We start from the raw sequence: 24,785 nt of genomic DNA, 5'->3' as shown, positions 1-24,785 counted from the left end.
GTCGTTCGTACAAGCCCGCTGGTTCTAGCTATCTTACGCTACATGATTGATTTATAAGGAAAAGTAAACGACCTTCCTCGGTGTGCTGAGCGTGGTCGGTCAAAGCTGGCGGCAGGCGCGGAAAAGTACCACGGGGCATGTGACAGCGGTAAAGGAGCCGCCGACCGGCGCTGGGGGCAGGTTCTTTCCGGTGCGAGGCGAGCTCGCACCGGATGGGGGTGTCAGGCAAGGCGCTCGCCGGAAAGGATGGTCAGCAGGCTCTGTGCATGCTCGGCGGCGTCACGTCCCAGACTGGTCAGGTAGCCGCCGTCGGGTTGGGAGGTCAGGCCCTTGGCATGCAATCGCTGGGTGGCGGCGATGGCATTCGGATCGGCGTTCTGATGGACCTTCAGGCCCTCCAGGGTGTTGTCCAGATTGAACAGGCGAAGAATCTCCAGCTCGGCTACCAGATCGGGGGTGTAAGACATGTTCGCTCCTTGGGATGGACCGTGGCCCTTGTTTGCAGAGTGTAGTTGCTGCGTCGGTGGCGACCAGGCTATTCGGGTAGCTCGGGCAGGCCACGCAGCAGGGTCTCGTAGCCTTCGGCGTCGAAGGGGCGATCCTCGTCGAGCATCTGCCGGATCTCGCGTGCCAGCGCCAGGGCCATCAGCTTGATGCTCTCCTCACGTTCGTAGCCGACCAGCGTCAGCTTGTTCAGCGTGGCCTGGGCGGCAGGCGGATCGCCGGCTTCCAGCTGGTTCTCGATCGCCTGGATCAGGGTTTCCTCGGCGAAGGCCTCTTCATCGTCTTGCGGTTCGGACATGGCGCGATTCTCGAATGGCGGTGGGTTTTCTTCGTCCAGTTGGCACAGGGTGCAGCTGCCGTCGTCGGGTCGATTGGTCTCGACATAGCGAACCCGTCGGCTGGCGGCCTGGCGGTCGGCATCGACGCGAAAGCGTGGGCGCTTGGAGGCGGTCATCGGCGATCTCCGGATGTGCACGCCTGCAGTCTGCCATGGAGCGAGCGACAGGGGCAGCGCCCGGGCGTCGCGGGCGAGTGCTGCTCAGTCGCTGAGGTTCAGCATCAGGCACATCGCACCGAAGATGGCCCAGACCAGCGAGAAGATCACCGGCGTGCGCAGCGAGAACATCAGGCTCTTCTTGTAGCGATGGCCGCCGACCGGGCTGTTGCCTTCGCCGAACAGCGCCGATTCCTGGTTGGGCAACAGCCCGACCCGGCCTTCGACCTGCAGCAGCTCGGACTGCTTCTGGTGCCAGCGCTCGATCACGTCGAAGTTGGCCTTGATGCCGGGCATCGCATGCAGAGAAGTGATCAGCCCGAGCAGTGCCAGCACCGTGGGCACCACCAGGCGGAACAGTTCGCCCCAGTCCGGGTTGTCGTTGGCCATGGAAGAGGCGAAGGCGATCATCAGGAACGACTGGGAGGTGAGATAGGAGGTGGTGCGCTCGGCCAGCAGGCCGGCTTCGAAGTGTATCTCCGAGCGGTAGAAGGCCAGGCGCTCGCGCGGCGACTCGAAGAGTTCGCCGCCGCCGGTGTCCTGGTTCAGGAGCAGGGTGCGCAGGTCAGCCATGCCGGTCTCGATTCGACTCGCGATGCAACGTTAACGGGGCTCTATGTAGGTCAAGACTGGCGCCGAGGAGTTCCGGCCGGTTCAGTCCGTGTCGACGCCGCGCCGCCCACTGTCGGGGTGCGCGCCGCGGGTCTGCCACAGCAGCACGGCCAGCGACAGGAAGGCCAGCGACCAGCAGACGGCGGCGCCGAGCAGCCAGAGGTGCTGATCCGCTCCCGGGAAGCCTGGCGCCATGCGCGCCAGGGCGGCCAGGCTGATCAACAGCACGACCGGGTGAATCCAGGGGCGCGCATTGGCATCGCGGAAGCGGTAGATCAAGCGTGTGCGGGCCATCACGCCGAAGGTCAGGCTGCCCAGCGCACCCACCGTGATGCTGTGCAGCATGGCGGTGAGCGGCAGCAGGCCAGCGATGGCCAGGCCGGTGAGCATCAGGCCGAGCGCCAGCCAGGCATAACCGAGCAGCAGGACCAGAAGATCGGGTCGCGCCAGGCACTGCCAGGGACGCCAGCGCAGCAGACGGATGGTCGTGAGCACACCCGCCAACAGCATCAGGCTGCCGGTGAACCTGGCGGTGGCCAGCCAGGGCGACAGCAAGTTCAGCAGCAGCGCCACCAGCAGCACGATCAGCACGCTGCCTTCCAGCCAAGGCTGTACGCGGGCGTCCTGGCTGCGGCGCTGGCTCAGCGCATGGCCGGCGATCGCCGGTGCCAGGATGCGCCCACCCATGAAGAACATCAGCAGGGCGAGCAACAGCAGGGCTTCGTGCAGCAGCGTCGAGGCGAACGGCCGGGCGAGCGCCAGACCGGCACCGGCGCTGAGCAGGCTCAAGCCGACGACCACCGGTGCCACGGTCTGGTTGCGCCACTTCTTCGCCGCCCCGAGAAAGCGCGGGACGACGTTCCAGGCCAGGCCGATGGCGAAGGCAATGGCGGCGAGCGTAGCGAACCAGGAGCCGGGCCAGAGCAGGAACCCCAGGCGTGCCAGGCACCAGCAGGACAGCAGCGCGAGCGTCAAACCCGGGCGTTGCGGGCCGAGCAGATAGCCTGCCACCACGGCCAGGGCGAAACCGAAGAGCATCTCGTGGGCATGGCCGGCCGGAGTCGCCAAGCCGGGCAATGCGGGGACCAGGCCGAGCAGGGTCAGGATCGACCAGGGCAGCAGCAATGCCGCATACAGCGCCGCGGCGGGAAAGAACCAGGCGTTGGCGAAGGGCAGGCGAGGTTTGCGCGGCGACATGCGCGTCTCCGTGCGGAGCGGGCGGGCACCCGCTCCGTTGCGTGAATCAGCGGCTGGCGAGCAGGGCCTTGCCACGCTGCACGGCGGCGCGGACCTGATTCGGCGCGGTGCCGCCGATGTGGTCGCGGGCGTTCACCGAGCCTTCCAAGGTCAGCACGGCGAAGACGTCGTCGTCGATCTGATCGCTGAACTGGCGCAGCTCGTCCAGGCTCATTTCGGCCAGATCCTTGCCTGTGTCGACGCCGTATTTCACCGCGTGGCCGACGATCTCGTGGCAGTCGCGGAACGGCAGGCCCTTGCGCACCAGGTAGTCGGCCAGATCGGTCGCGGTGGAGAATCCGCGCAGCGCCGCCTCGCGCATAATCTCGCGCTTGGGCTTGATCGCCGGAACCATGTCGGCGAAGGCGCGCAGGCTGTCGCGCAGGGTGTCGGCGGCGTCGAACAGTGGTTCCTTGTCTTCCTGGTTGTCCTTGTTGTACGCCAGCGGCTGGCCTTTCATCAGCACCAGCAGGCCGCTCAGTGCGCCGAACACGCGGCCGGTCTTGCCACGCACCAGCTCCGGCACGTCGGGGTTCTTCTTCTGCGGCATGATCGAGCTGCCGGTGCAGAAACGGTCGGGCAGGTCGATGAACTGGAACTGCGCCGACGTCCATAGCACCAGCTCTTCGGAGAAGCGCGACAGGTGCATCATCGCCACCGAGGCGGCGGCGCAGAATTCGATGGCGAAGTCGCGATCCGAGACGCCATCCAGCGAGTTGCCGGAGATCGCTTCGAAGCCCAACAGCTCGCAGGTGATCTCCCGCTGGATCGGGTAGGTGGTGCCGGCCAGCGCGGCCGAGCCCAGCGGCATGCGGTTGGTGCGCTTGCGGCAGTCGACCAGGCGCTCGTAGTCGCGGCTGAGCATCTCGAACCAGGCCAGCAGGTGGTGGCCGAAGGTCACCGGCTGCGCGGTCTGCAGGTGGGTGAAGCCGGGCATGATGGTGCCGGCTTCCGCTTCGGCCAGGCCCAGCAGGCCCTGCTGCAGGCGGGTGATTTCGGCGAGGATGGTGTCGATCTCGTCGCGCAGCCAGAGGCGGATGTCGGTGGCCACCTGGTCGTTGCGCGAGCGGCCGGTATGCAGCTTCTTGCCGGTGACGCCGATGCGGTCGGTCAGCCGCGCCTCGATGTTCATGTGCACGTCTTCCAGATCGACGCGCCAGTCGAAGGTACCGGCTTCGATCTCGGCCTGGATGTCCTTCAGGTTGGAGATGATCTGGTCGCGCTCATCGCTGCTCAGCACGCCGGCCTTTTCCAGCATGGTGGCGTGGGCGATCGAGCCCATGATGTCGTGGCGGTAGAGGCGCTTGTCGAACTCGACGGAGGCGGTGAATCGGGCGACGAAGGCGTCTACGGGCTCGCTGAAACGGCCGCCCCAGGACTGGTTGGTCTTGTCGGTGCTCATGAATGCGCTCGCTGAAATCGGTTGGGCGATGGAAAGGGCCGAATGATAACAGGGTTGCGCCGTCCCTCATCGGCCCGGCATTCGCGCCATGCGAGTGCCTTCGGGCCGCGGTCGCCGCTCGCGGCGCTTGGTGCCGCCGCCGGCGTCAGGCCCTGAACTGACCCAGGCTGGCCTCCAGCCGTTTCGCCAGGTTACCCAGCTCATGTCCACTGGCCGCCGTCGCGGCAACCGCTTCGGCGGCGCGCTCGGCTTCGGTGAGGATCACCTGCACGCGTGCGCGTACGTCGGTCGCCGTGTGCGATTGCTGCTCCGCTCCGTGGGTCGCCTCCTGGACGACGGTGTGCACCTGCGCCACGGCGAGCTGCAGCGATCGTTGCAACTCGCGGCTGGAGGAGAGCGAGGCCAGGCCGCTATCGGCCTGTTCGCCCGTGCGGCCGATTGCCGTGACGGCATCGAGCGCGCCCCGTTGCAGGCTTTCGATGTGCGCGCGGATATCGCCCGTGGACTGCTGGGTCTTGCTGGCCAGGGCGCGTACCTCATCGGCCACCACGGCGAAGCCGCGGCCGCTCTCCCCGGCGCGCGCCGCTTCGATGGCCGCGTTCAGGGCGAGCAGGTTGGTCTGTTCGGCGATGCCCTGGATGACCGTCAGTACCACCTCGATCTGCTCGCTCTGCTTGGCCAGTTTCTCGATCACCCCGGCGCTGTTCCGTACGCCCAGGCCGAGCGCCTCGATCGTCTTGCCGACCTGCTCCGAGATCGCCTCGTTGTCGCGTGCGGCCTTGCGGATCGATTCGACCTGCTCCAGCGCGGTTTGCATGGCCCGGTTTTCCTCCTGGGCGCGGTGCGTCATCTCGGCGAGTGCCTGCAGGCTGCCGGCGACCTCGTCGCGCTGACGTTCCGCGGCGGCCGACGCGGCATCGCTGCGGGTAGCCAGTGCATCGATTTCAGCGCCAGTCTGCACGGAGATGGCGCGTGCTTCCTGGACGATGGGCTGGAGTTTGGCCAGGAACAGGTTGACCGCGTCAGCCATGTCGCCCACTTCGTCAGCGCTGTGAATCTCGACGCGCTGGGTCAGGTCGCCATGGCCGGCCGAAAGGCCTCGTAGCGCCGTCACCAGCAGGCCCAGGCGGCGCAACACCTGCCGGCCGAGCACCAGGGTCAGGACGATCAGCAGCAGAACGCCGGCAATCGCCAGCCCCAGGCTGATCTGCCAAAGCAGGGCGGTCGCCGAACGCTGCACGGCCTGCTGGCTGTTCGCGTCGATGGCTTCCGCGACCTCGGCAGCCGCGCTCAGGCGGGCCGCCAGCATCTGCGCGCTGTCGCTCGCGGTGGCGGCCAGGCCGTTTTCGACCAGGCCCGCGGTGCTGGCGATGAGCGCCTGGAAGCGACTGTCGAAGGCAGCAAGTTCGGTGTCTATGGCCGAGGTGGACAGGCCGAGCACGACCTGGCCGATCTCCGCGCCCTTGGGGTTGATGGCGGTTTTCGCGAGGTAGAACGCCGGATCGCTCTCGGCTGCCGAAAGCACCTTGTCGAAAGCGGATCGGCCGGTCCCCTTGTCCAGCAGCGCCTTGACTCTGGGGTCCTTGCGATTCAGGTGGCGGGTGAGCTGATTGCCATCGGCATCGAAGTAGACGACGAAGACGACGGCCGGATTCTGGTGCGCCATCCTGACGAATTCGGTCAGCGCGGGAATATCGTTATCCCAGATGGCCGCGGGTGCGACGCCGGCCAGGAGGATGGCCAGGTCATCGCCCGACTGCTTGAGATGGCGTTCCAGCACGGTCTGCAATTGCGACTGTTCGTCCGTCAACCGTTGGGCCAGCCCCTCGGCGAGATCGCTCTGCATGCGTTTGGACAGGCCGGACAGGCCATTGCGTACCTCCACGTCGGCCGCCTGGAGCTCGCCCAGCAGGCGTGCCGCGTCTGCGCTCAGGCTCTGCTGTATCTCCTGCTCGAGCGCGCCGATCGTGCCCCGGGTCAGTGCAAGCGCAAGTACCACCTGCACCACCACTGCGCCACACAGGGTGAGGAATACCGGACGGAGCAAACGGCTCCGCAAAGAGGAAAACAGCAGCACGGCTCAACTCCTGCCGCCAGGGGCGACTAATGTTTGAAGGTACAGAGCAATCCTCACGCCACAATTGGCGTATCGGCTCGCCCGTTCAGCTCTTTAATCGCCCCGCTGGTCCCATGCCGTGCATTGCGAGGTGAAGTTGCGAAGGCGCATCACAACGGCGAGGTGAGGCGTCGATAGACTATGCCTTCACGGTTGCGGCGCCCGCTGCGCTTCCTCCTTCATCGCTTTGCGCTCTGCGCGGAACAAGCCATGCAAACAGCGAAAAGGCTCAAACGACCAGGCTCCGTTGCCCTGGTCGACGATTTCTTCGTACCCGAGCTGTGCGAGTCGGAAGCGCTGCTCGGCCTGGTGCTGCTCGCCGAACTGCTGGTGCTGGTGCTGGTGCTGGCCGAGCCCATGCAGCCGGCGTTCAACTGGATGCGCCTGGCGCTGGTCTCGCTGTTCGTGCAATGGATCGTGCTGCTGTCGGCCGGCACCATGTGCCTGCTGCGGCCGCTGCTGGCGCGGCTGCGGGCGGCGCTGGCCGGGATGGTGTGTTGCGCGCTGGTGGTGGGCCTGACCCTGGCCTGCACGGCGGTGGCGGACATCTACCAGCTCGGCGGGCCGCTCACACGTGACGGCGAGGCCAATCTCTATCTGCGCCATGCGCTGATCGGCCTGATCATGTCGGGCCTGTTGCTGCGCTATTTCTATCTGCAGAGTCAGTGGCGACGTCAGGAGCAGGCGGAGCTGCACGCACGCATCGAATCGCTGCAGGCGCGTATCCGCCCGCATTTCCTGTTCAACAGCCTGAACAGCATCGCCAGCCTAGTGGTGAGTGACCCTTCACGGGCCGAACAGGCCGTGCTGGACCTGTCCGACCTGTTCCGCGCCAGCCTGGCGCGCCCCGGCAGCCTGGTGACCTGGGGCGAGGAGCTGGAACTGTCCCGACGCTACCTGTCCATCGAGCAATACCGGCTGGGTGACCGGCTGCGGGTGGACTGGCAGGTGGAAGGTGTGCCGGAGGACCTGCCGATTCCTCAGCTCACGCTCCAGCCCATGCTGGAAAATGCGCTGATTCACGGTATCCAGCCGCGCATCGAGGGCGGCGTGGTCGGTGTGGCGGCCCATTATGCCGATGGCGTGTTTCATCTTGAGGTCAGCAACCCCTATGACGAAACGGCTCAAGCGCCGCCTTCCCGGGGTACACGGCAGGGTTTGCGCAACATAGACGCACGACTAACGGCACTTTTCGGGTCTGCAGCGAGTCTCAGCGTGGAGCGCCGTGAAGGCCGCCACTACACCTGTCTACGCTATCCGTGCGCGAGACAAAAGCAGGAAGCCAGATCCATATGAATGTGCTGATTGTCGATGACGAACCTCTAGCCCGCGAGCGCCTCGGCCGACTGGTAGGTGAGCTTGACGGCTATCGTGTCCTGGAACCTTCCGCCAGCAATGGCGAAGAGGCCCTCTCCCTGATCGAGGAGCTGCGGCCCGATATCGTCTTGCTGGATATCCGTATGCCCGGCCTGGACGGATTGCAGGTCGCCGCCAAGCTCTGTGAGCGGGACGCGCCGCCCGCGGTGATCTTCTGCACCGCCCATGATGAATTCGCGATCGAAGCCTTCCAGGTCAGCGCGGTCGGCTATCTGGTCAAGCCGGTCCGGCTGGAACACCTCAGCGAGGCGTTGAAAAAGGCCGAGCGCCCGAACCGCGTGCAACTGGCGGCGCTGACCCGTCCTGCGGCGGTCAGCGGTGCCGGGCCGCGCAGCCATATCAGTGCGCGCACTCGCAAAGGCATCGAACTGATTCCGCTGGATCAGGTGATCTATTTCATCGCCGATCACAAGTACGTGACGCTGCGCCACGAATCCGGCGAGGTGCTGCTGGACGAGCCGCTGAAGGCGTTGGAAGAGGAGTTCGGCGAGCGTTTCGTGCGGGTGCATCGCAACGCGCTGGTCTACCGTGACCGTATCGAACGCCTGCAACGTACGCCGCTGGGGCACTTCCAACTGCACCTGAAGGGGCTCGAAGGCGAGCCGCTGACGGTCAGCCGGCGGCATGTCGCGGGGGTCCGCAAGTTGATGCAGAGTCTTTAAAGCCGATAAAAGCGCTGAAGGCTGGACGACAAAGCTTGACGGAGGTTGGCGTTAGGCCGCACCTTGTCCAGCCTCCAGCCTCCAGCCTCCAGCCTCCTCCAGCCTCCTCCAGCCGCTTTCCTTGATCCCGGCCAGCCCAGCCCGCGCGTCGGTCCTGTTATCATCGCCGGCAATTCACTGTTCTGGAATTGCCCATGTCCCGCGAAATTCGCATTGCCACCCGCAAGAGTGCCCTGGCCCTGTGGCAGGCCGAGTACGTCAAGGCGCGACTGGAAGCCTCGCACCCCGGGCTGGTGGTCAGCCTGGTGCCGATGGTCAGCCGCGGTGACAAGTTGCTGGATGCGCCACTGGCGAAAATCGGCGGCAAGGGCCTGTTCGTCAAGGAGCTGGAAACGGCGCTGATGGAAAACGAGGCGGACATCGCCGTGCATTCGATGAAGGATGTGCCGATGGAATTTCCCGTCGGGCTCGGCCTGTACTGCATTTGCGAGCGCGAAGACCCGCGCGATGCCTTCGTCTCCAACCGCTACGACAGCCTCGATGCGTTGCCGCCCGGCAGCGTCGTCGGCACCTCCAGCCTGCGCCGCCAGGCCCAGCTGCTGGCGCGCCGGCCGGACCTGAAGATCCAGTTCCTGCGTGGCAACGTCAACACCCGCCTGGCCAAGCTCGATGCCGGCGAGTACGACGCCATCATCCTCGCCGCCGCGGGCCTGATTCGCCTCGGCTTCGGCGAGCGCATCCGCTCCAGCATCGGCGTTGACGAGAGTCTGCCGGCCGGTGGCCAGGGCGCGGTCGGCATCGAATGCCGCACCGACGATGTCGAGCTGCACCAATTGCTGTCCTGCCTGAACGATCCGCAAACCGCCACCCGTGTCACCGCCGAGCGCGCGTTGAACCGCCATCTCAACGGCGGCTGCCAGGTGCCGATCGCCTGCTATGCCGTGCTCGAAGGCGATCAGCTCTGGTTGCGCGGCCTGGTCGGTCAGCCCGACGGTACGCAACTGTTGCGCGCCGAGGGCCGCGCGCCGGCCGAGCAGGCGGAAGCGCTGGGCGTGCAGGTTGCCGAAGCGCTGCTGGCGCAGGGCGCCGCGCAGATTCTCAAGGCGGTATACGGCGAGGCCGGGCACGAGTGACCGGCTGGCGTCTGCTGCTGACCCGGCCTACCGAGGAGTGCGCCGCGCTGGCGGCCACGCTGGCCGAGGCGGGCGTTCACAGCGCCAGCCTGCCGCTGCTGAGCATCGAGCCGCTGCCCGAGACGCCCGAACAGCGCGCGCTGATGCGCGAGCTGGATCGCTACTGCGCCGTGGTAGTGGTCAGCAAACCGGCCGCGCGCCTGGGTATCGAATGGCTGGACCGCTACTGGCCGCAGCCGCCATTCGCTCAGCCGTGGTTCAGTGTCGGCGCCGCCACCGGCACGATCCTCCGGGACCATGGGCTGGATGTCAGCTGGCCCGATACGGGGGATGACAGCGAAGCGCTGCTGGCCCTGCCGCGCCTGAGCGAGGCGCTGGCGGTTCCGAGCCCCAGGGTGCTGATCCTGCGTGGCGAGGGCGGACGCGAGTTCTTCGCCGAAACCCTGCGTGGCCGTGGCGTGCCGGTGGATTTTCTCGAGCTCTACCGACGCAACCTGCCGAGCCATCCTCCGGGAGCGCTGCCGGCGACCATCGAAGCGGAACGGCTCAACGGCCTGGTGGTCAGCAGTGGGCAGGGTCTGCAGTCGCTGCGTGAACTGGCTGCTGATGCCTGGCCTGAGATGGTTGAGCTAACCTTGTTCGTACCCAGCCCGCGTGTGGCCGAGATGGCGCGGCAGCTGGGTGCCAAACGAATCGTGGATTGCCGTGGCGCTGGTGCCGCGGCCTTGCTGACGGCCTTGCGCGAGACCGCCCCTTGAAGCAAAGGATGGAAATGTGAGCGAAGCAGACTCCAACAAAGACCCGCTGCAAACCCCTGCCAGTGAGCCGGCACACGCTGCCGAACCTGCCAAGCCCGTACCATCCCGGCCAGCGTCCAGTGGCGGCGCCAAGGCCGTTGCATCGCTGGCGCTGCTGGTCGGCCTTGGCGGCATGGCGCTGGGCGGCTACAGCTACTGGCAACTGCAGCAGCTCGGTGCGCAGGAAGCCGACCGGCAGGCATCGCTGCAGAAGGCCGATGAACAGACGCGGCAACTGGCTGCCGGCAATCAGCAACTGGCCGCGCGTCTCGGGCGCCTGGAGCAGCTGCCCTCAGCGGCCGAACTGGATGAACGGCGGCGCCTGCTCGCCACCTTGCAGAGCGATCAGCAGCGCCTGGCCGGGCGCGTCGAGCAGGTGCTGGGCGCCAGTCGCGAGGAGTGGCGCCTGGCCGAAGCCGAACATCTGCTGCGCATGGCCATGCTGCAGCTGTCGGCCATGCAGGACGTGAAAAGCGCTGAAATGCTGGTCGCCGAAGCCGACCTCATCCTGCAGAAGCAGGACGATCCGAGCGCTTACGCCGCCCGCCAGAAACTGCTGGAAGGCCTCGAAGCGCTGCGCAGCCTGCCGCAGCTCGATCGTACCGGGCTGTTCCTGCAACTCGGTGCGTTGCGTGGGCAGAGCAGCCAGCTCAGTGCCCTGGCGCCTGAATTCGTCAATGGCGAGGCGGGGCCCGAAGATCTCGGCCAGAGCCGCTGGCAGCGTTGGCTGGATGAACTGACCCGCTATGTGCGCGTCGACTTCGATGCCAGTGCCGACGTCAAGCCGCTGCTGGCCGGGCAGACGCTGGGGCAGGTGCGCCTGGCGCTGTCATTGGCCATCGAGCAGGCGCAGTGGGCCGTGCTCAACGGCAATGCCGAGGTGTACCGGCAGGCGCTGCAGCAGGCGAGCGCGCTGATCTCGGATCATTTCAGCGAAGACAACGGCCAAGCGCGCGGCTTGCGCGAGCGCATCGACGCGCTGGCGCAACGTGAGGTCGAGGTGCAACTGCCGGACCTGTCCTCGGCGCTGAAGGCATTGCAGGCCTACGTCGAGAAACGCGAGGCGCCGAATGAGACGCCGGCCGAGCCCGAAATGCCGGAACAGGAGGCGTAGCGCACATGAAACGCCTGGCCCTGGTATTCATTCTCCTGCTCGCCGTCGTCGGCTTTCTCGGTTGGGCGATCAGCCGGAGCGCCGGTTATGTGCTGATCACCTATGACCAGTTCCGCTATGAGTCGAGCTTCTGGGTATTTCTGGCGCTGCTCGCCTGCGTCTGGTTGCTGGCGATGGCGGTGCACTGGCTGTTGGGGCTGCTGCAGGCCTCGGGCGCGCTGGTCAATCCCTGGTCGCGCCGGCATCGCGAGCGTCGTCTGGCCAAGGCTTCGCACGATGGTTTGCGCGAATTGGCGGAAGGCCAGTGGAGCCCGGCGCTGGCGCACCTGCGGACTGCGGCGGAGCATGATCGCCAGCCGCTGGTGCATTACCTGGGCGCCGCACGTGCCGCCAACGAGCTGGGCGAGTACGAACAGAGCGATGAACTGCTGCGTCAGGCCCGCGAGCGGGCACCGGAAGCCAGGCTGGCGGTGGGCCTGACTCAGGCGCAGCTGCAGATCGCCCGTGGCCAGTATGTCGAGGCACGCGATTCGCTGGTCGCACTGCACGATGAATATCCCCGCCATTCCTATGTCCTGAGCATGTTGCAGCAGCTCTACGTACAGCTGGAAGACTGGCCGGCGCTGTGCCGCCTGTTGCCGGAGTTGCGCAAGCAACGTGCGTTGCCGCCTGCGCGATTGAGCGAACTGGAGTTGCTGGCCTGGACGGCCGCGCTCGAACAGGTCGGTCGAGTACAGGGGGCGGTCGAGGGCGATCCGACGTCGGCGCTGAGCCAACGCTGGCAGACAGTGCCGAATGCGCTGCGCAGCGAGCCGCTGATCGTGCGCGCTTATGCCGACGGGCTGAGCCGCCTGGGCGCCGAGGCGAAGGCCGAGGAGGTGCTGCTCGCGGCGCTCAAGCGCGACTTCGACGAACGACTGGTGGAGCGTTACGGCCGTGTGCGTGGGCGCGAGCCCTCCCGGCAGCTGTCGCATGCCGAGGCGTGGCTCAAGGCGCATCCCGAGAACGCCGAGCTGCTGCTGGCGCTGGGCCGCCTGAGTCTGCGTAACGAGCTGTGGGGCAAGGCCCGCGATTATCTGGAGGCCAGCCTGCGCATGGAACATCGGCCGGAAACCTGCGCCGAGCTGGCGCGGTTGCTTGCCCAACTGGGTGAGTCGGAGCGTAGTAACCGGTTGTTCCTGGAGGGGTTGGGCCTGCTCGATCGCAGCAATGTCGGTCGCGACAGGTTGCCGCTGGCAAAACCGAAACTCGAGGCTTGATGCATCACGTGGGGCGCTCTACCGTATCGGGCTTTTCTACTCGCGGAATCGTCATGAATCTGGCCAGCTCCCGTTCGCTGTTCTTTCTCGCCTTTGCAGGTTGTGCGTTGCTGATTGGCGTGGCGCTCTACATGGAGCACGTGATGGGGCTGCTGCCCTGCCCGCTGTGCATCGTGCAGCGGATCTGCATCATCGGTTTCGGGCTGGTCTGCCTGGTGGCTGGCATCCACTCGCCGGGGCGCGGCGGACGTGTGGCTTACTCCGTTCTGGCACTGCTGTTCGCGATCCTCGGTGCCGCGACCGCTGGCCGGCAGATCTGGCTGCAGAGCGTGCCGGCCGACCAGCTTCCCAGCTGCCTGCCAAGCCTCGAATACATGATGGATGCGCTGCCGTTCCAGGAGATCGCTCGCCTGGTGCTGCATGGCACGGCCGAGTGCGCAGAAGTCAGCTGGACGCTGCTGGGCATGAGCATTCCCGAATGGACCCTGCTGGCATTCATCGCCATGTCGCTGTTCTGCATCTGGCAGATGCTGCGGCGCGACTGAGGCCGGCCCGGCTCTGTACGAAACGGAAACATCCCCGAGGGAATGATCACCGCGCCCGGTGGTCCATGATGCACGGCTCGTTGCGCTTGTTCGACCCGCGCCGAGCCGTCTGGCGAATTTTGCCGGCATTGCTTGAACCTTCCATCGTGCCGGCATAGTCTGCTCGGGCGGTGTAGGGTTATCGCCATAGCCGCCGCCACTCACCCAAGCCGATACCGGTAGACAAAAAGATCGTCTCGGAAGGCGCCATAAGCATTATCGATTAGGGAAGTGAGGTCATCATGCTCGAGAGCTGTCGGAACGCCCAGGAACGCTGGGGAGGTGTGCATCTGCTGATTGATCGTTGGCTGCAGGAACGCCACGCACTGATCACTGCTTTCCATGAACTGCATACGGGTGTCGAACCGGTGACCCGCCCGGCATTGCAGAAATTCTGCCAGCTGCTGCTCGACTACGTGTCGGCAGGCCATTTCGAGATCTACGAGCAGCTAATCCATGAAGGCGAGGCATTCGGCGATCAGCGCGGCCTGGAACTGGCCAGGCAGATCTATCCCCGCATCGAGGCCATTACCGGAGCGGCGGTGGCATTCAATGATCGCTGCGATAACGGCGATTGCCTGGAGAGCCCCGATCTGCCCGATGAACTGAAGCGTCTCGGGCAGCTGCTGCACGAGCGATTCGAGCTGGAAGACTGCCTGATCGAAGTGCTGCATACGGCGCATCGGCAGACGGCTGCGACCGCGTAGTCACCGCTCTTCATGAGCGAGGCGCCTGCTGTTGGCGGATGTCGGCGGGCCGTCTAGTATGACGGCATCTTACCTGCCAGGAGGCGCCGCAATGCCAGCAAAGAAAAAGACGGTCAGCAGTCCATTGCACTTGCTGCAGCAGCTGTCACGCAGTCTCGTCGAGCATCTGGAAAAGGCCTGCGCCGATGCGCAGAAAGAGGCGCACGGCCTGCTCGCGAAGTTGGAAAAGCAGCGCGGCAAGACCCGCGACAAGCTTGTCCGGGCGCGGGCGAAGCTGGACGAAGCGGGCGCAGCCGGTAAGTCCAAGGCGCAAGGCAAGGCGCGCGCGCGTATCGATGAGCTTGACGAAGCGCTGGCGCTGCTCGATGTTCGTCAGCGCGAAACCCTGGCTTATCTGGCCGATCTCGAACGCGATACCCAGCAGAGCCTGAAGCTGGCGGAAGGCATCCGTCGGGTTGAAGAGGCCGCCGCCCAGACGGTGATAGCACCGGCCAAGAGCGCCTCGGCCGCCGCGCCTTCCAGAAGCAGGCAGCGCAGTACTCCGAAAACCACTCCCGCGCAGGCGGCGACCAAGGCTGCCGGAACCAAGCCGGCACCGGCGGCCAGGGCAGCCGCGGCTAAACCGCGTGCAACACGCTCGACGACCAGCAAAGCCAAACCGGCAGCCGCAGCCAAGCCCACGGTAGACGCGGCGAAGCCCGCCGCAGCGAAGAAACCGGCCCCGCGCAAACCCGCGACACGCAAGCCGGCCAGAGCCACTCAGGCGCCCGCGAGCTCCAGCTGAACCGCGGCTGCGATGCGGCGCAGGAATTCCCGTGCCGCATCGCCATCACTCACGCTCCTGGTGAGCGGCTCCAGCCAGGCGGCAGGGCCGCTCTGCGTCGACCAGTCGTGCGTCTCACGCCCCAGCCTGCCTAGCAACGTCTTCTCCGCCGCCAGTTCCAGTGCCTTCAGCTGCTCCCTGAGCGCCTTCAGCTGCGGGTCCGACTGCGCCGCGCCTCGCCAGTTCTGACGCAGGCTGCGTAATGGTGTGACGACTTCGTGCTGCCAGTGGTCGGCGAGTTGCCGCAGTCGTTCCAGGCGCTGCGGCGTGCAGGTGATTGCACGTGCCTCGAGCCAGGCCCCGCAAAGCAGCAGGCAGATATCTACACCCTGTTCCTGCAGATCGAGGCAAAGCCTTTCCACTCCGGGGCGGGCGTAGCAGGCGAGGGAGAAGGACCAGAGATCGGTAGTGCGCATGAGCTGATTTTTTTCGTTGGCGGTCGGCTGGCGTTCAGGGCGAACTGATAAACTCCGCCGCCATTATGATCCGACTTCAGAACCTTACTCTACAGCGTGGTCCCCAGCGTCTGCTGGAAGGCGCCGAACTGACCCTGTATCCCGGCCAGAAAGCCGGGCTGGTGGGCGCCAATGGCGCCGGAAAGTCCAGCCTGTTCGCGTTGCTGCGTGGCGAACTGATGCCCGATGGCGGCGATAGCCAGATGCCGCCGGACTGGCGCATCGCGCACATGCGCCAGGAGGTCGATACCCTCGAACGGCTGGCGGTCGATTACGTGCTGGACGGCGACGAGACGCTGCGTCGCGTCCAGGCGCAACTGGTGGCCGCCGAGCAGGAACACGATGGCGTCGCCCTGGCGCGCCTGCACAGCGAACTGGACAGTGCCGACGGCTATACCGCCGATGCCCGCGCCCGCAAGCTGCTGGCTGGCCTTGGTTTTTCCAACGAGCAGATGGAGTTGGCGGTCGGCAGCTTTTCCGGCGGCTGGCGGATGCGCCTGAATCTGGCGCAGGCGCTGATGTGCCCCTCCGAGTTGCTGCTGCTCGACGAACCGACCAACCACCTCGACCTCGATGCCATCCTCTGGCTGGAAGACTGGCTGAAAAGCTATCCGGGCACGCTGATCCTGATTTCCCACGACCGCGACTTCCTCGATGCTGTGGTCGATCACGTCGTGCATCTCGAACAGCGCAAGCTGACCCTGTACCGCGGCGGTTACTCGGCTTTCGAGCGCACCAGGGCCGAGCGGCTGGCGCAGCAGCAGCAAGCGTTCGAGAAGCAGCAGGCGCAGCGCGCCCACATGGAAAGCTTCATCCGCCGCTTCAAGGCCAAGGCCACCAAGGCGCGTCAGGCGCAGAGTCGGATCAAGGCGCTGGAGAAACTCGAAGAGTTGGCGCCGGCGCATATAGATTCGCCCTTCGACTTTTCCTTCCGCGAGGCGGACAAGGTATCCAGCCCGCTGCTGGATCTGTCGGAAGGGACCCTCGGCTATCCCGGCAAGCAGGTTCTGGACAAGGTCAAGCTGCAGCTCGTGCCCGGCGCCCGCATCGGCCTGCTCGGGCCGAATGGCGCCGGCAAATCCACACTGATCAAGACACTGGCCGCCGAGCTGCAGCCGCTCGGCGGTCATCTGCAGCGTGGCGAGAACCTGGTGATCGGCTACTTCGCCCAGCACCAGCTCGATGCGCTGGACCCCAAGGCCAGCCCCTTGCTGCACTTGCAGCGCATCGCCGCCGGCGAGCGCGAACAGACGCTGCGCGATTTTCTCGGCGGCTTCGATTTTCGCGGCGACCGCTGCGACGAGCCGGTGCTGAACTTTTCCGGCGGCGAGAAGGCGCGCCTGGCCCTGGCGCTGATCGCCTGGGGCAAGCCGAACCTGCTGCTGCTCGATGAGCCGACCAACCACCTCGACCTGGAAATGCGCCTGGCGCTGACGCTGGCGCTGCAGGATTTCGAAGGTGCGGTACTGGTGGTGTCCCACGATCGCCACCTGCTCAAGAGCACCACCGACGAGTTCCGCCTGGTCGCCGATGGCCGGGTCGAGGATTTCGACGGCGACCTCGACGATTACGCGCGCTGGCTGGTCGACTACCGGAGCCGCCAGCAGCCGGCCGCCGCGCCTGAAGCGGCCGCGGACAAGACCGACAAGCGCGCGCAAAGACAGGCCGCAGCGGCCCTGCGCCAGCAACTGGCGCCGCACAAGCGTGAGGCGGACAAGCTGGAAAAGAATCTTTCCGAGGTCCATGAGCAGCTTGCCGGCCTGGATGCCCGCCTTGCCGACTCGGCGCTGTACGAGTCCGCTCGCAAGGACGAACTGCGCGATCTGCTGGCCCGTCAGGCCGCGCTGAAGGTGCGTGAGGGTGAGCTGGAGGAGGCCTGGCTGCAGGCGCTGGAAACGCTGGAAGCCCTGCAGAGCCAACTGGAGGCCAATTCATGAACGAGCAGCTGTTGCGAATGTTCGAGCAATGGCAGGAACAACTGCTGCTGGGCACGCAGATCCTGCTGATTCTGCTGGTCGCCTATATCCTGCAGCGGTTCGTGGCGCGCGGCCTGAACCGAATCGCCGAGCGTTATCCACTGCCGCCGGAGCTGCTGCTACCGGTGCGTGGTGGTATTCGCTGGTTCATCATGGGCGGTGCGCTGATCATGGTGCTGGAGCGTGTCGGCGTCTCCGCGACGGTGCTCTGGACCGCGCTGTCCGGTTTCGTTGCGGTGGCGGCAATCGCGTTCTTCGCCATCTGGAGCGTATTGTCCAACCTGCTTTGCGCCGTGCTGATCCTGACCGTTGGTCCCTTCCGGCTGGGGGACGTGGTGGAACTGGTGGAAAGTTTCGACAAGCCCATCGTCAAAGGCCGGGTGATCAACATCAACCTGCTGTACACCACCCTCGAGGAGGTAGTCGAGAGTGGAACCGGCGCGATCGTGCAAGTGCCCAATAGCCTGTTCTTCCAGAAGGTCGTGCGTCGCTGGCGCGGCAGCGAAGTACGGCTCTACAACCACAGCTCCAACGAGAATTAAACCTTATGGAATGGCTGAGCAGCCCTGAAATCTGGGTCGCGTTCCTGACCCTGACCGCCCTGGAAATCGTCCTCGGTATCGACAACATCATCTTCATCTCGATCCTGGTGGCGCGCCTGCCCAAGGAGCAGCAACCCAAGGCGCGCTTCTTCGGCCTGGCCCTGGCGATGGGTACGCGGATCCTGCTGTTGCTGTCGATCGCCTGGGTCATGCGCCTGACCGACGATCTGTTCACCATCATGGACCACGGGGTTTCCGGGCGTGATCTGATCCTGTTCTTCGGTGGCCTGTTCCTGCTGTTCAAGAGCACCATGGAAATCTGGCACAGCGTCGAGGGCGAGGAAGAGCAGGCGAGCGGCACAGGCGGTGCGGTGAAGGCCGGATTCGTCGGGATCATCCTGCAGATCGCGGTGATTGATATCGTCTTCTCGCTGGATTCGGTGATCACCGCCGTAGGCCTGGTGGAGAACGTTCAGGTGATGATTGCTGCCATCGTCATCGCGGTCGGGGTGATGATGCTGTCGGCGGGCACCATCAGCGATTTCATCGAGAAGCACCCCACGCTGAAGATCCTCGCGCTGTCGTTCCTGATCGTGGTCGGCACCCTGCTGGTCGCCGAGGCGTTTGGTGCGCACGTGCCGAAAGGCTATGTCTACTTCGCGATGGCCTTCTCGCTGGCAGTCGAGGCACTGAACATCCGCATGCGCAAGGCCATGGGGCGCAAGCTCAAGGAACCGGTGAAGCTCGGCAAGGACCTGCCGGACTGAACCCCGGTCGGAACCATCGAAAGAGGAGTGCATGATGTCGTTTGAAGCCTGGCTCGCCTTCTTCGTCGCCAGTTGGGTGATCAGCCTGTCGCCGGGCGCCGGCGCCATCGCCTCGATGTCCTGCGGGCTGCAGTACGGTTTCTGGCGCGGCTACTGGAACGCCATTGGCTTGCAGGTCGCGCTGGTGCTGCAGATCGCCGTCGTGGCGGCGGGCCTCGGCGCAGTGCTGGCCACCTCCGAGCTGGCGTTCGGCCTGATCAAGTGGTTCGGTGTCGCCTATCTGCTGTGGCTGGCCTGGAAACAGTGGCAGGCCCTGCCGCAGGCGCTGGATGATTCTGCCGCGCCGCGACCCATTGGCCGTCCGCTGAGCCTGGTGTTGCGCGGGTTCGTGGTTAATGCCAGCAACCCCAAGGCCATCGTGTTCATCCTGGCGGTGCTGCCGCAGTTTCTCGACCCCACCAAACCGCTGCTGCTGCAATACGTGGAGATGGGCGCGACCATGGTGGTCGTCGATCTGCTGGTCATGGCCGGCTATACGGGCCTGGCAGCCAGGGTGTTGCGGTTGCTGCGCACCCCGCGCCAGCAGCGGCTGGTCAATCGCAGTTTCGCGACCATGTTCGCCGGCGCCGCGGCGTTGCTGGCGACGGTGAAGCGAGCAGCGACGTGAGGCACGGGAGCTGAGTTCGATGCGTGTCTGGATCGATGCCGATGCCTGCCCGCGGGCGGCCAAGGACCAGGTGGTCAAGTTCGCGCTCAAGCGCAAGTTCGAGGTGCTGCTGGTGGCCGGGCAGGGCCAGGTCAAGCCGGCGTTCGCCTGCGTGCGCCTGATCGTGGTGCCGAGCGGGCCCGACGCGGCCGACGACTACCTGGTCGAGCACGCCGAACCCGGCGACCTGGTGATCTGCAGCGACGTGCCCCTGGCCGATCGGCTGGTGAAGAAGGGCGTTGCGGCGCTGGATCCGCGCGGGCGCGAATTCGACGAGCGCAACATGGGCGAGCGCCTGGCAGTGCGCAACCTGTTCACCGATCTGCGCGAGCAGGGACAGGTGGGTGGCGGACAGGCCGCTTACGGCGAGCGTGACCGACAGGCCTTCGCCAATGCGCTGGACCGGTTGCTGACGCGGTTGAAGCCGTAAAAGCCGATAGAGGCGCGGGAGGCTGGAAGGCTGGACGAAAAAGCCTAACGGGGATATGGCGTTAGGTCGGACACTCCCCAGCCTCCAGCCTCCAGCCTCCAGCCTCCAGCCTTCACCCGCACAGATAGGTTCCGGTCCCCACCGCCACCAGCGTGCCCTTCTCGTTGTGCAACTCCGAGCGCACCACCGCCACCTTGTTGCCTGAACGCAGCAACATGGCGGTCGCGGTAAAGCGCTGACCCCGCCCGGGGCGCAGATAGTCGATACGCAGATCGATGGTACCCAGGCGCGCGAGTTGCGCAGCCCGCTCCGGGGCGTGGAGGTGCCGGTGCTTGTCCATCGCGCCGACCATCGCCATGGCGCCACCGGCTACGTCGAGCAAGGAGGCGATGACACCGCCGTGCAGGATGCCGTGCACGAAGTTGCCCACCAGCTCATCCCTCATCGACAGGTGCATGATCACCCGCTCGGCGGATATTTCGTCCAGCTCGATCCCCAGCACGAGGTTGAAGGGAATGCGCTCGAACATCTGGCGTACCGCCTGGGCATGCTCAGCGAGCAGTGCGTCATCGTCGTTCATGGTCTGCGTTCCTGCTGGATGAGCGACAACGCTGCACGAGGTTCGCCGGTCTGACCAGAGCGGCGGCGGGAGCGCCGGGTGGATTGGCGGCTTTCGCGTAAGGAATCCGTTGCGAGTCACAGACTAGAAGCTTGAACGCTTCGCGCCGAGGGCGGCGCTCCCACGGGGTGCGGCTTGCATCGCATCGCGCTTGTGGAAGCCGCGCTCGCGGCGAAGATGCTGCGAGCTGCGGTCAGGGAAGGCAGGTTGCTGTCCCGAAGGCCCGGACGCCAGTGTCATGGCGGCCGGGGTCAGGGAAACGCCGATCAGCTTTCGGCGGTCATTTCGAGCACGCGGTCGACCAGCTTGTAGATGCCGGAAGCGGCCTCGCTGATCGACTGCGCCAGCATGTAGGCCGGGGTGGTGACCAGCCGGTGATTGGAATCTTCGACGATGTCGCTGACTTCGCAGGCCTGATGTTCGGCACCCATTTCCCGTACTGCCGCGGCTGCCGCGTCGTCGTCATGACCGAGGGTGCAGATCACGCCGGCACCGAATATCTGCGTGGCCATGGTCGGTGCGATGCACATCATGCCCACCGGCTTGCCGGCCTGGGCGAAGGCTTGCGCCACGCTCAGCACTTGCGGCAACACCTTGCAGCCGGCGCCCTGGCTGGCGAAATCGGACAGGTTCTTCGCGGCACCGAAGCCGCCTGGCACGATCAGAGCGTCGAAATCCTCGGCGCGCGCTTCCGCCAGGTCCTTGATCGCGCCGCGCGCCAGGCGGGCCGATTCCACCAGCACGTTGCGCGTTTCGGGCATTTCCTCGCCGGTCATGTGGTTGATCACGTGCAACTGAGGAATGTTCGGCGCAAAGCACTGCACGGTGGCGCCGCGCTGGTCGAGCCGCAACAGCGTGGCCACGCTCTCGTAGATTTCCGAGCCGTCGTACACCCCACAGCCGGAAAGAATCACGGCGATTTTCTTGTTCATAGCCATACTCCTGGTCGATTTTTCAACGGCCCGGCGAACGGGCTTCCTGTTGGTCGATGCTAATGCCTGACCTGCCCCGTGATAAGCCCTGCCACTAGCACTTGGATGCGCTGCATGCGCCGTCGTTCAGCGGGCGACGGCGTCAGGACCAGTGCTTTCGCTTGATCGAAAGCACTGGTCCTGACGGGTGTGGCTGGCGACAATGTTGCCCAGTCGGTGGCCGGTAATGTCATCTTCCGGTCATCAAGCGCGCCTATAAACGTCATATTCGCCCGCATTGCGGGTCAGGAGTCCGTTGTGAGTATTGTTCCTGCCAATCGACTGTTCCCCGCCACACGCCTGCGCCGCAATCGGCGTGACGATTTCTCCCGCCGCCTGGTGCGCGAGAACGTGCTGACGGTCGATGACCTGATTCTGCCGGTATTCGTGCTCGACGGAGAGAATCGTCGCGAGCAGGTGCCGTCGATGCCGGGTGTGGAACGGCTGTCCATCGATCTGTTGCTCGAGGAGGCCGAAGAGCTGGTAGCGCTGGGCATCCCGGCGCTGGCGCTGTTCCCGGTGACGCCGCTGGAAAAGAAATCCCTCGATGCGGCCGAGGCCTGGAACCCCGAGGGCATCGCCCAGCGCGCAACCCGTGCGCTGCGTGAACGTTTCCCCGAACTGGGCATCATCACCGACGTGGCGCTGGACCCCTTCACCACCCACGGCCAGGACGGCATTCTCGACGAGAAGGGCTACGTGCAGAACGACGTCACCGTCGATGCGCTGGTCAGGCAGGCGCTGTCCCACGCCGAGGCCGGTGCCCAGGTGGTGGCGCCCTCGGACATGATGGACGGACGCATCCAGGCGATTCGCGAGGCGCTGGAAGTGGCGGGACATCACAACGTGCGCATCATGGCCTATTCGGCCAAGTACGCCAGCGCCTACTACGGGCCGTTCCGCGATGCGGTGGGCTCGGCGGCCAATCTCGGCAAGAGCAACAAGAATACCTACCAGATGGACCCGGCCAACGGCGACGAGGCGTTGCACGAGGTGGGCGCCGATCTGGCCGAAGGCGCGGATATGATCATGGTGAAGCCGGGCATGCCCTATCTGGACATCGTCTGGCGGGTGAAGGATGCCTTTCGCGCGCCGACCTTCGTCTATCAGGTCAGCGGTGAGTATGCGATGCACATGGCGGCGATCCAGAACGGCTGGCTGAGCGAGGCGGTGATCCTCGAATCCCTGGTGGCCTTCAAGCGCGCCGGGGCCGATGGCATTCTTACCTACTTCGCCAAACAGGCGGCACAACAATTGAAACGAGGGCAGTGAGCCCTCCCGAGGCGGTTTGATGAACAGTCAGGGACTCAGCGATACGCAATTGCAGCACGTCGACGGCGAGCAGCCGTCGCTGGAGGTGGAGACGGAATTGCCAGTCGAGGTGATGGAAGAAACACCGGTCGCGGTTGCGGCCGCGGTGCCGAACCTGGATGACAGCAGCCTGTACATTCACCGCGAGCTGTCGCAGCTGCAGTTCAACATTCGCGTGCTGGAGCAGGCGCTGGACGAGTCCTACCCGCCGCTGGAGCGGCTGAAGTTCCTGCTGATCTTTTCCAGCAACCTCGACGAATTCTTCGAGATCCGTGTCGCCGGCCTGAAGAAGCAGGTCACCTTCGCCCGCGAGCAGGCGGGTGCCGACGGCCTGCAGCCGCATCAGGCGCTGGCACGGATTTCCGAGCTGGTGCACGAGCAGGTGGACCGGCAGTACGCGATCCTCAACGAGGTGCTGCTGCCTGAATTGGCCAAACACAAGATCCGCTTCATTCGCCGTCGCAACTGGACGGTCAAGCTCAAGACCTGGGTGCGTCGCTACTTCCGTGACGAGATCGCGCCGATCATCACCCCGATCGGCCTCGATCCGACGCATCCGTTCCCATTGCTGGTCAACAAGAGCCTCAACTTCATCGTCGAGCTGGAAGGCATCGACGCCTTCGGCCGCGATTCGGGGCTGGCCATCATTCCGGCGCCGCGCCTGCTGCCGCGGGTGATCCGCGTGCCGGAAGCGGTGGGCGGCGAGGGCGACAACTTCGTTTTCCTCTCGTCGATGATCCACGCCCACGCCGACGATCTGTTCCACGGCATGCGGGTCAAGGGTTGCTATCAGTTCCGTCTGACGCGTAACGCCGACCTTTCGGTGGACACCGAGGATGTCGAGGACCTGGCGCGGGCGCTGCGGGGCGAGCTGATGTCCCGGCGCTATGGCGATGCGGTGCGTCTGGAGGTGGCCGATACCTGCCCGCAGCACCTGGCCGACTTCCTGCTCAAGCAGTTCGGCCTGAGCGAGAGCGAGCTGTACCGCGTCAACGGCCCGGTCAACCTCACGCGGCTGTTCAGCGTCACCAGCCTGGACAGTCATCCGGAGCTGCAGTACGCGCCCTTCACCCCGGCGATTCCGAAGTTGCTGCAGAACAGCCAGAACATCTTCAGCGTCGTCGCCAAGCAGGACATCCTGCTGCTGCACCCCTTCGAGTCCTTCACGCCGGTGGTCGACCTGCTGCGTGAGGCGGCGAAGGACCCCTGCGTACTGGCGGTCAAGCAGACGCTGTATCGCTCGGGCGCCAACTCGGAAATCGTCGATGCGCTGGTGGAAGCGGCGCGCAATGGTAAGGAGGTCACCGCGGTCATCGAGCTGCGCGCGCGTTTCGACGAGGAGTCCAACCTGCAGCTGGCGAGCCGCCTGCAACAGGCCGGCGCGGTGGTCATCTACGGCGTGGTGGGCTACAAGACCCACGCCAAGATGATGCTCATCCTGCGCCGCGAGAATGGCGAGCTGCGGCGCTATGCGCATCTGGGCACCGGCAACTATCACGCCGGCAACGCGCGCCTGTATACCGACTACAGCATGCTCACTTCCGACGATGCGCTGTGCGAAGACGTGTCGAAGCTGTTCAGCCAGCTGATCGGCATGGGCAAGACCATGCGCATGAAGAAGCTGCTGCATGCGCCGTTCACCCTGAAGAAGGCCCTGCTCGACCTGATCGCTCAGGAAACCCAGCACGCCAGCGAAGGCAAGGCGGCGCACATCATTCTCAAGGTCAACTCGCTGACCGACCCGAAGATGATTCGCGCTCTGTACAAGGCCAGCCAGACTGGCGTTCGCATCGACCTGATCGTGCGCGGCATGTGCTGCCTGCGGCCGGGAATCGTCGGGGTTTCGCACAACATCCAGGTGCGCTCCATCATCGGTCGCTTCCTGGAACACAGCCGGGTGTTCTACTTCCTCAACGACGGCGACGAGAAACTGTACCTTTCCAGCGCCGACTGGATGGAGCGCAATCTGGACCGGCGCGTGGAGACCTGCTTCCCCGTCGAAGGCAAGAAGCTGCTGACGCGGGTGAAGAAGGAACTGGACACCTTCCTGAGCGACAACACCCAGAGCTGGCAGCTGCAGCCGGACGGCAGCTACCTGCGCAACAGTCCCAGCGGCAACCAGAACCCGCGCAACGTGCAAGCCACTTTCCTGGAGAAGTTGACCGCCCCGGTGATGAGCGCCCGCTGAG

At 65.3% G+C, this 24,785-nt stretch carries 25 protein-coding genes; 16 read left to right on the top strand and 9 right to left on the bottom strand.

Translation table 11 applies throughout. The annotated features are described in order from the left end of the window. Positions 1-221: 221 nt before the first annotated feature. From EA795_RS02710 to EA795_RS02685, 6 genes are all read right to left on the bottom strand, one after another. Positions 222-467, bottom strand: coding sequence for a TIGR02647 family protein (locus EA795_RS02710; RefSeq protein ID WP_014851392.1), 246 nt, complete (start codon positions 465-467; stop codon positions 222-224). 68 nt (positions 468-535) lie between these two features. Next, positions 536-958 carry a hypothetical protein gene (locus EA795_RS21150; RefSeq protein ID WP_065985600.1) on the bottom strand — a complete coding sequence of 141 codons (423 nt, stop codon included), beginning with the start codon at positions 956-958 and terminating at the stop codon, positions 536-538. 84 nt (positions 959-1,042) lie between these two features. After that, the gene (locus EA795_RS02700) at positions 1,043-1,570 is read right to left on the bottom strand and encodes a hypothetical protein (protein ID WP_115027401.1); all 528 of its coding nucleotides are present in this window, start codon (positions 1,568-1,570) and stop codon (positions 1,043-1,045) included. Positions 1,571-1,651: 81 nt separating this feature from the next. After that, the gene (locus EA795_RS02695) at positions 1,652-2,806 is read right to left on the bottom strand and encodes an NnrS family protein (RefSeq protein ID WP_122075435.1); all 1,155 of its coding nucleotides are present in this window, start codon (positions 2,804-2,806) and stop codon (positions 1,652-1,654) included. Positions 2,807-2,852: 46 nt separating this feature from the next. Next, on the bottom strand, positions 2,853-4,247 hold the full coding sequence (argH, locus tag EA795_RS02690; RefSeq protein ID WP_122075434.1) for an argininosuccinate lyase: 1,395 nt from the start codon (positions 4,245-4,247) through the stop codon (positions 2,853-2,855). 145 nt (positions 4,248-4,392) lie between these two features. Further along, complete coding sequence (locus EA795_RS02685; protein ID WP_122075432.1) at positions 4,393-6,324, bottom strand: methyl-accepting chemotaxis protein; 1,932 nt, start codon at positions 6,322-6,324, stop codon at positions 4,393-4,395. A gap of 249 nt (positions 6,325-6,573) precedes the next feature. Here EA795_RS02685 and EA795_RS02680 point away from each other — a divergent pair, with 249 nt between their 5' ends. The 9 genes from EA795_RS02680 to EA795_RS02640 all read left to right on the top strand — a co-directional run bounded on the left by EA795_RS02680 (position 6,574) and on the right by EA795_RS02640 (position 14,780). Next, positions 6,574-7,659: a sensor histidine kinase gene (locus EA795_RS02680; protein WP_115027405.1), complete on the top strand. Its 1,086-nt coding sequence runs from the start codon at positions 6,574-6,576 to the stop codon at positions 7,657-7,659. Further along, a complete protein-coding gene (locus EA795_RS02675; protein ID WP_058074049.1) occupies positions 7,656-8,402 on the top strand; it encodes a LytR/AlgR family response regulator transcription factor in 747 nt (248 codons plus the stop codon). The genes EA795_RS02680 and EA795_RS02675 overlap by 4 nt, the downstream gene beginning before the upstream one ends. Positions 8,403-8,596: 194 nt before the next feature. Next, positions 8,597-9,535, top strand: a complete 939-nt coding sequence (hemC, locus tag EA795_RS02670; protein ID WP_122075430.1) for a hydroxymethylbilane synthase — start codon at positions 8,597-8,599, stop codon at positions 9,533-9,535. Further along, entirely contained in the window at positions 9,532-10,293 is a 762-nt protein-coding gene (locus EA795_RS02665; protein WP_122075428.1) for a uroporphyrinogen-III synthase, read from the top strand. Before hemC ends, EA795_RS02665 begins: the two co-directional genes overlap by 4 nt. A 16-nt stretch (positions 10,294-10,309) precedes the next feature. Then, positions 10,310-11,446 (top strand): uroporphyrinogen-III C-methyltransferase, encoded by a 1,137-nt coding sequence (locus EA795_RS02660; protein WP_122075426.1) that lies wholly within the window; start codon positions 10,310-10,312, stop codon positions 11,444-11,446. A gap of 5 nt (positions 11,447-11,451) precedes the next feature. Next, complete coding sequence (locus tag EA795_RS02655) at positions 11,452-12,705, top strand: heme biosynthesis HemY N-terminal domain-containing protein (protein ID WP_122075424.1); 1,254 nt, start codon at positions 11,452-11,454, stop codon at positions 12,703-12,705. A gap of 53 nt (positions 12,706-12,758) precedes the next feature. After that, positions 12,759-13,250, top strand: coding sequence for a disulfide bond formation protein B (locus EA795_RS02650; protein WP_122075422.1), 492 nt, complete (start codon positions 12,759-12,761; stop codon positions 13,248-13,250). A gap of 281 nt (positions 13,251-13,531) precedes the next feature. Then, on the top strand, positions 13,532-13,996 hold the full coding sequence (locus EA795_RS02645; RefSeq protein ID WP_014851405.1) for an Rsd/AlgQ family anti-sigma factor: 465 nt from the start codon (positions 13,532-13,534) through the stop codon (positions 13,994-13,996). Positions 13,997-14,087: 91 nt separating this feature from the next. After that, entirely contained in the window at positions 14,088-14,780 is a 693-nt protein-coding gene (locus EA795_RS02640; RefSeq protein ID WP_122075420.1) for an AlgP family protein, read from the top strand. On the opposite strand, the gene EA795_RS02635 is transcribed toward EA795_RS02640, so the two are convergent. After that, a complete protein-coding gene (locus EA795_RS02635; protein ID WP_122075418.1) occupies positions 14,756-15,235 on the bottom strand; it encodes a TIGR02444 family protein in 480 nt (159 codons plus the stop codon). The genes EA795_RS02640 and EA795_RS02635 overlap by 25 nt on opposite strands. A gap of 65 nt (positions 15,236-15,300) precedes the next feature. Here EA795_RS02635 and EA795_RS02630 point away from each other — a divergent pair, with 65 nt between their 5' ends. From EA795_RS02630 to EA795_RS02610, 5 genes are read left to right on the top strand one after another with little or no spacing between them, the layout of a single operon-like run. Then, a complete protein-coding gene (locus EA795_RS02630; protein ID WP_122075416.1) occupies positions 15,301-17,211 on the top strand; it encodes an ATP-binding cassette domain-containing protein in 1,911 nt (636 codons plus the stop codon). Then, positions 17,208-17,792 (top strand): mechanosensitive ion channel family protein, encoded by a 585-nt coding sequence (locus tag EA795_RS02625; RefSeq protein ID WP_014851409.1) that lies wholly within the window; start codon positions 17,208-17,210, stop codon positions 17,790-17,792. Before EA795_RS02630 ends, EA795_RS02625 begins: the two co-directional genes overlap by 4 nt. A 5-nt stretch (positions 17,793-17,797) precedes the next feature. Further along, positions 17,798-18,559 carry a TerC family protein gene (locus EA795_RS02620; protein ID WP_122075414.1) on the top strand — a complete coding sequence of 254 codons (762 nt, stop codon included), beginning with the start codon at positions 17,798-17,800 and terminating at the stop codon, positions 18,557-18,559. Positions 18,560-18,593: 34 nt separating this feature from the next. Then, complete coding sequence (locus tag EA795_RS02615; RefSeq protein WP_122075412.1) at positions 18,594-19,226, top strand: LysE family transporter; 633 nt, start codon at positions 18,594-18,596, stop codon at positions 19,224-19,226. Positions 19,227-19,245: 19 nt separating this feature from the next. Then, positions 19,246-19,695, top strand: coding sequence for a YaiI/YqxD family protein (locus tag EA795_RS02610; protein WP_014851412.1), 450 nt, complete (start codon positions 19,246-19,248; stop codon positions 19,693-19,695). 112 nt (positions 19,696-19,807) lie between these two features. Here EA795_RS02610 and EA795_RS02605 read toward each other — a convergent pair whose 3' ends face one another. Continuing rightward, positions 19,808-20,275, bottom strand: a complete 468-nt coding sequence (locus EA795_RS02605; RefSeq protein WP_122075410.1) for a thioesterase family protein — start codon at positions 20,273-20,275, stop codon at positions 19,808-19,810. Between the two features lie 305 nt (positions 20,276-20,580). Continuing rightward, the gene (gene elbB, locus EA795_RS02600; protein ID WP_122075408.1) at positions 20,581-21,246 is read right to left on the bottom strand and encodes an isoprenoid biosynthesis glyoxalase ElbB; all 666 of its coding nucleotides are present in this window, start codon (positions 21,244-21,246) and stop codon (positions 20,581-20,583) included. A gap of 297 nt (positions 21,247-21,543) precedes the next feature. On the opposite strand from elbB, the gene hemB reads away from it, so the two are divergent. Together hemB and ppk1 are read left to right on the top strand one after the other, a co-directional pair. Next, positions 21,544-22,557, top strand: a complete 1,014-nt coding sequence (gene hemB / locus EA795_RS02590; protein ID WP_014851415.1) for a porphobilinogen synthase — start codon at positions 21,544-21,546, stop codon at positions 22,555-22,557. A 19-nt stretch (positions 22,558-22,576) separates the two neighbouring features. Then, entirely contained in the window at positions 22,577-24,784 is a 2,208-nt protein-coding gene (ppk1, locus tag EA795_RS02585) for a polyphosphate kinase 1 (protein WP_122075404.1), read from the top strand. The last annotated feature ends 1 nt before the right edge of the window (position 24,785 follow it).

Source organism: Stutzerimonas nitrititolerans (genome assembly GCF_003696285.1).
Taxonomy (GTDB): Bacteria; Pseudomonadota; Gammaproteobacteria; order Pseudomonadales; family Pseudomonadaceae; genus Stutzerimonas; species Stutzerimonas nitrititolerans.
Note: the sequence above shows the minus strand (reverse complement) of the source record. Positions and strands in the feature narration are given on the sequence as shown.

Coding starts and splice junctions, on each gene's coding strand:
- EA795_RS02710 (WP_014851392.1), bottom strand. CDS start 467: ATGTCTTACACCCCCGATCTGGTAGCCGAGCTGGAGATTCTTCGCCTG.
- EA795_RS21150 (WP_065985600.1), bottom strand. CDS start 958: ATGACCGCCTCCAAGCGCCCACGCTTTCGCGTCGATGCCGACCGCCAG.
- EA795_RS02700 (WP_115027401.1), bottom strand. CDS start 1,570: ATGGCTGACCTGCGCACCCTGCTCCTGAACCAGGACACCGGCGGCGGC.
- EA795_RS02695 (WP_122075435.1), bottom strand. CDS start 2,806: ATGTCGCCGCGCAAACCTCGCCTGCCCTTCGCCAACGCCTGGTTCTTT.
- argH (WP_122075434.1), bottom strand. CDS start 4,247: ATGAGCACCGACAAGACCAACCAGTCCTGGGGCGGCCGTTTCAGCGAG.
- EA795_RS02680 (WP_115027405.1), top strand. CDS start 6,574: ATGCAAACAGCGAAAAGGCTCAAACGACCAGGCTCCGTTGCCCTGGTC.
- EA795_RS02675 (WP_058074049.1), top strand. CDS start 7,656: ATGAATGTGCTGATTGTCGATGACGAACCTCTAGCCCGCGAGCGCCTC.
- hemC (WP_122075430.1), top strand. CDS start 8,597: ATGTCCCGCGAAATTCGCATTGCCACCCGCAAGAGTGCCCTGGCCCTG.
- EA795_RS02655 (WP_122075424.1), top strand. CDS start 11,452: ATGAAACGCCTGGCCCTGGTATTCATTCTCCTGCTCGCCGTCGTCGGC.
- EA795_RS02650 (WP_122075422.1), top strand. CDS start 12,759: ATGAATCTGGCCAGCTCCCGTTCGCTGTTCTTTCTCGCCTTTGCAGGT.
- EA795_RS02645 (WP_014851405.1), top strand. CDS start 13,532: ATGCTCGAGAGCTGTCGGAACGCCCAGGAACGCTGGGGAGGTGTGCAT.
- EA795_RS02640 (WP_122075420.1), top strand. CDS start 14,088: ATGCCAGCAAAGAAAAAGACGGTCAGCAGTCCATTGCACTTGCTGCAG.
- EA795_RS02635 (WP_122075418.1), bottom strand. CDS start 15,235: ATGCGCACTACCGATCTCTGGTCCTTCTCCCTCGCCTGCTACGCCCGC.
- EA795_RS02630 (WP_122075416.1), top strand. CDS start 15,301: ATGATCCGACTTCAGAACCTTACTCTACAGCGTGGTCCCCAGCGTCTG.
- EA795_RS02625 (WP_014851409.1), top strand. CDS start 17,208: ATGAACGAGCAGCTGTTGCGAATGTTCGAGCAATGGCAGGAACAACTG.
- EA795_RS02620 (WP_122075414.1), top strand. CDS start 17,798: ATGGAATGGCTGAGCAGCCCTGAAATCTGGGTCGCGTTCCTGACCCTG.
- EA795_RS02615 (WP_122075412.1), top strand. CDS start 18,594: ATGTCGTTTGAAGCCTGGCTCGCCTTCTTCGTCGCCAGTTGGGTGATC.
- EA795_RS02610 (WP_014851412.1), top strand. CDS start 19,246: ATGCGTGTCTGGATCGATGCCGATGCCTGCCCGCGGGCGGCCAAGGAC.
- EA795_RS02605 (WP_122075410.1), bottom strand. CDS start 20,275: ATGAACGACGATGACGCACTGCTCGCTGAGCATGCCCAGGCGGTACGC.
- elbB (WP_122075408.1), bottom strand. CDS start 21,246: ATGAACAAGAAAATCGCCGTGATTCTTTCCGGCTGTGGGGTGTACGAC.
- ppk1 (WP_122075404.1), top strand. CDS start 22,577: ATGAACAGTCAGGGACTCAGCGATACGCAATTGCAGCACGTCGACGGC.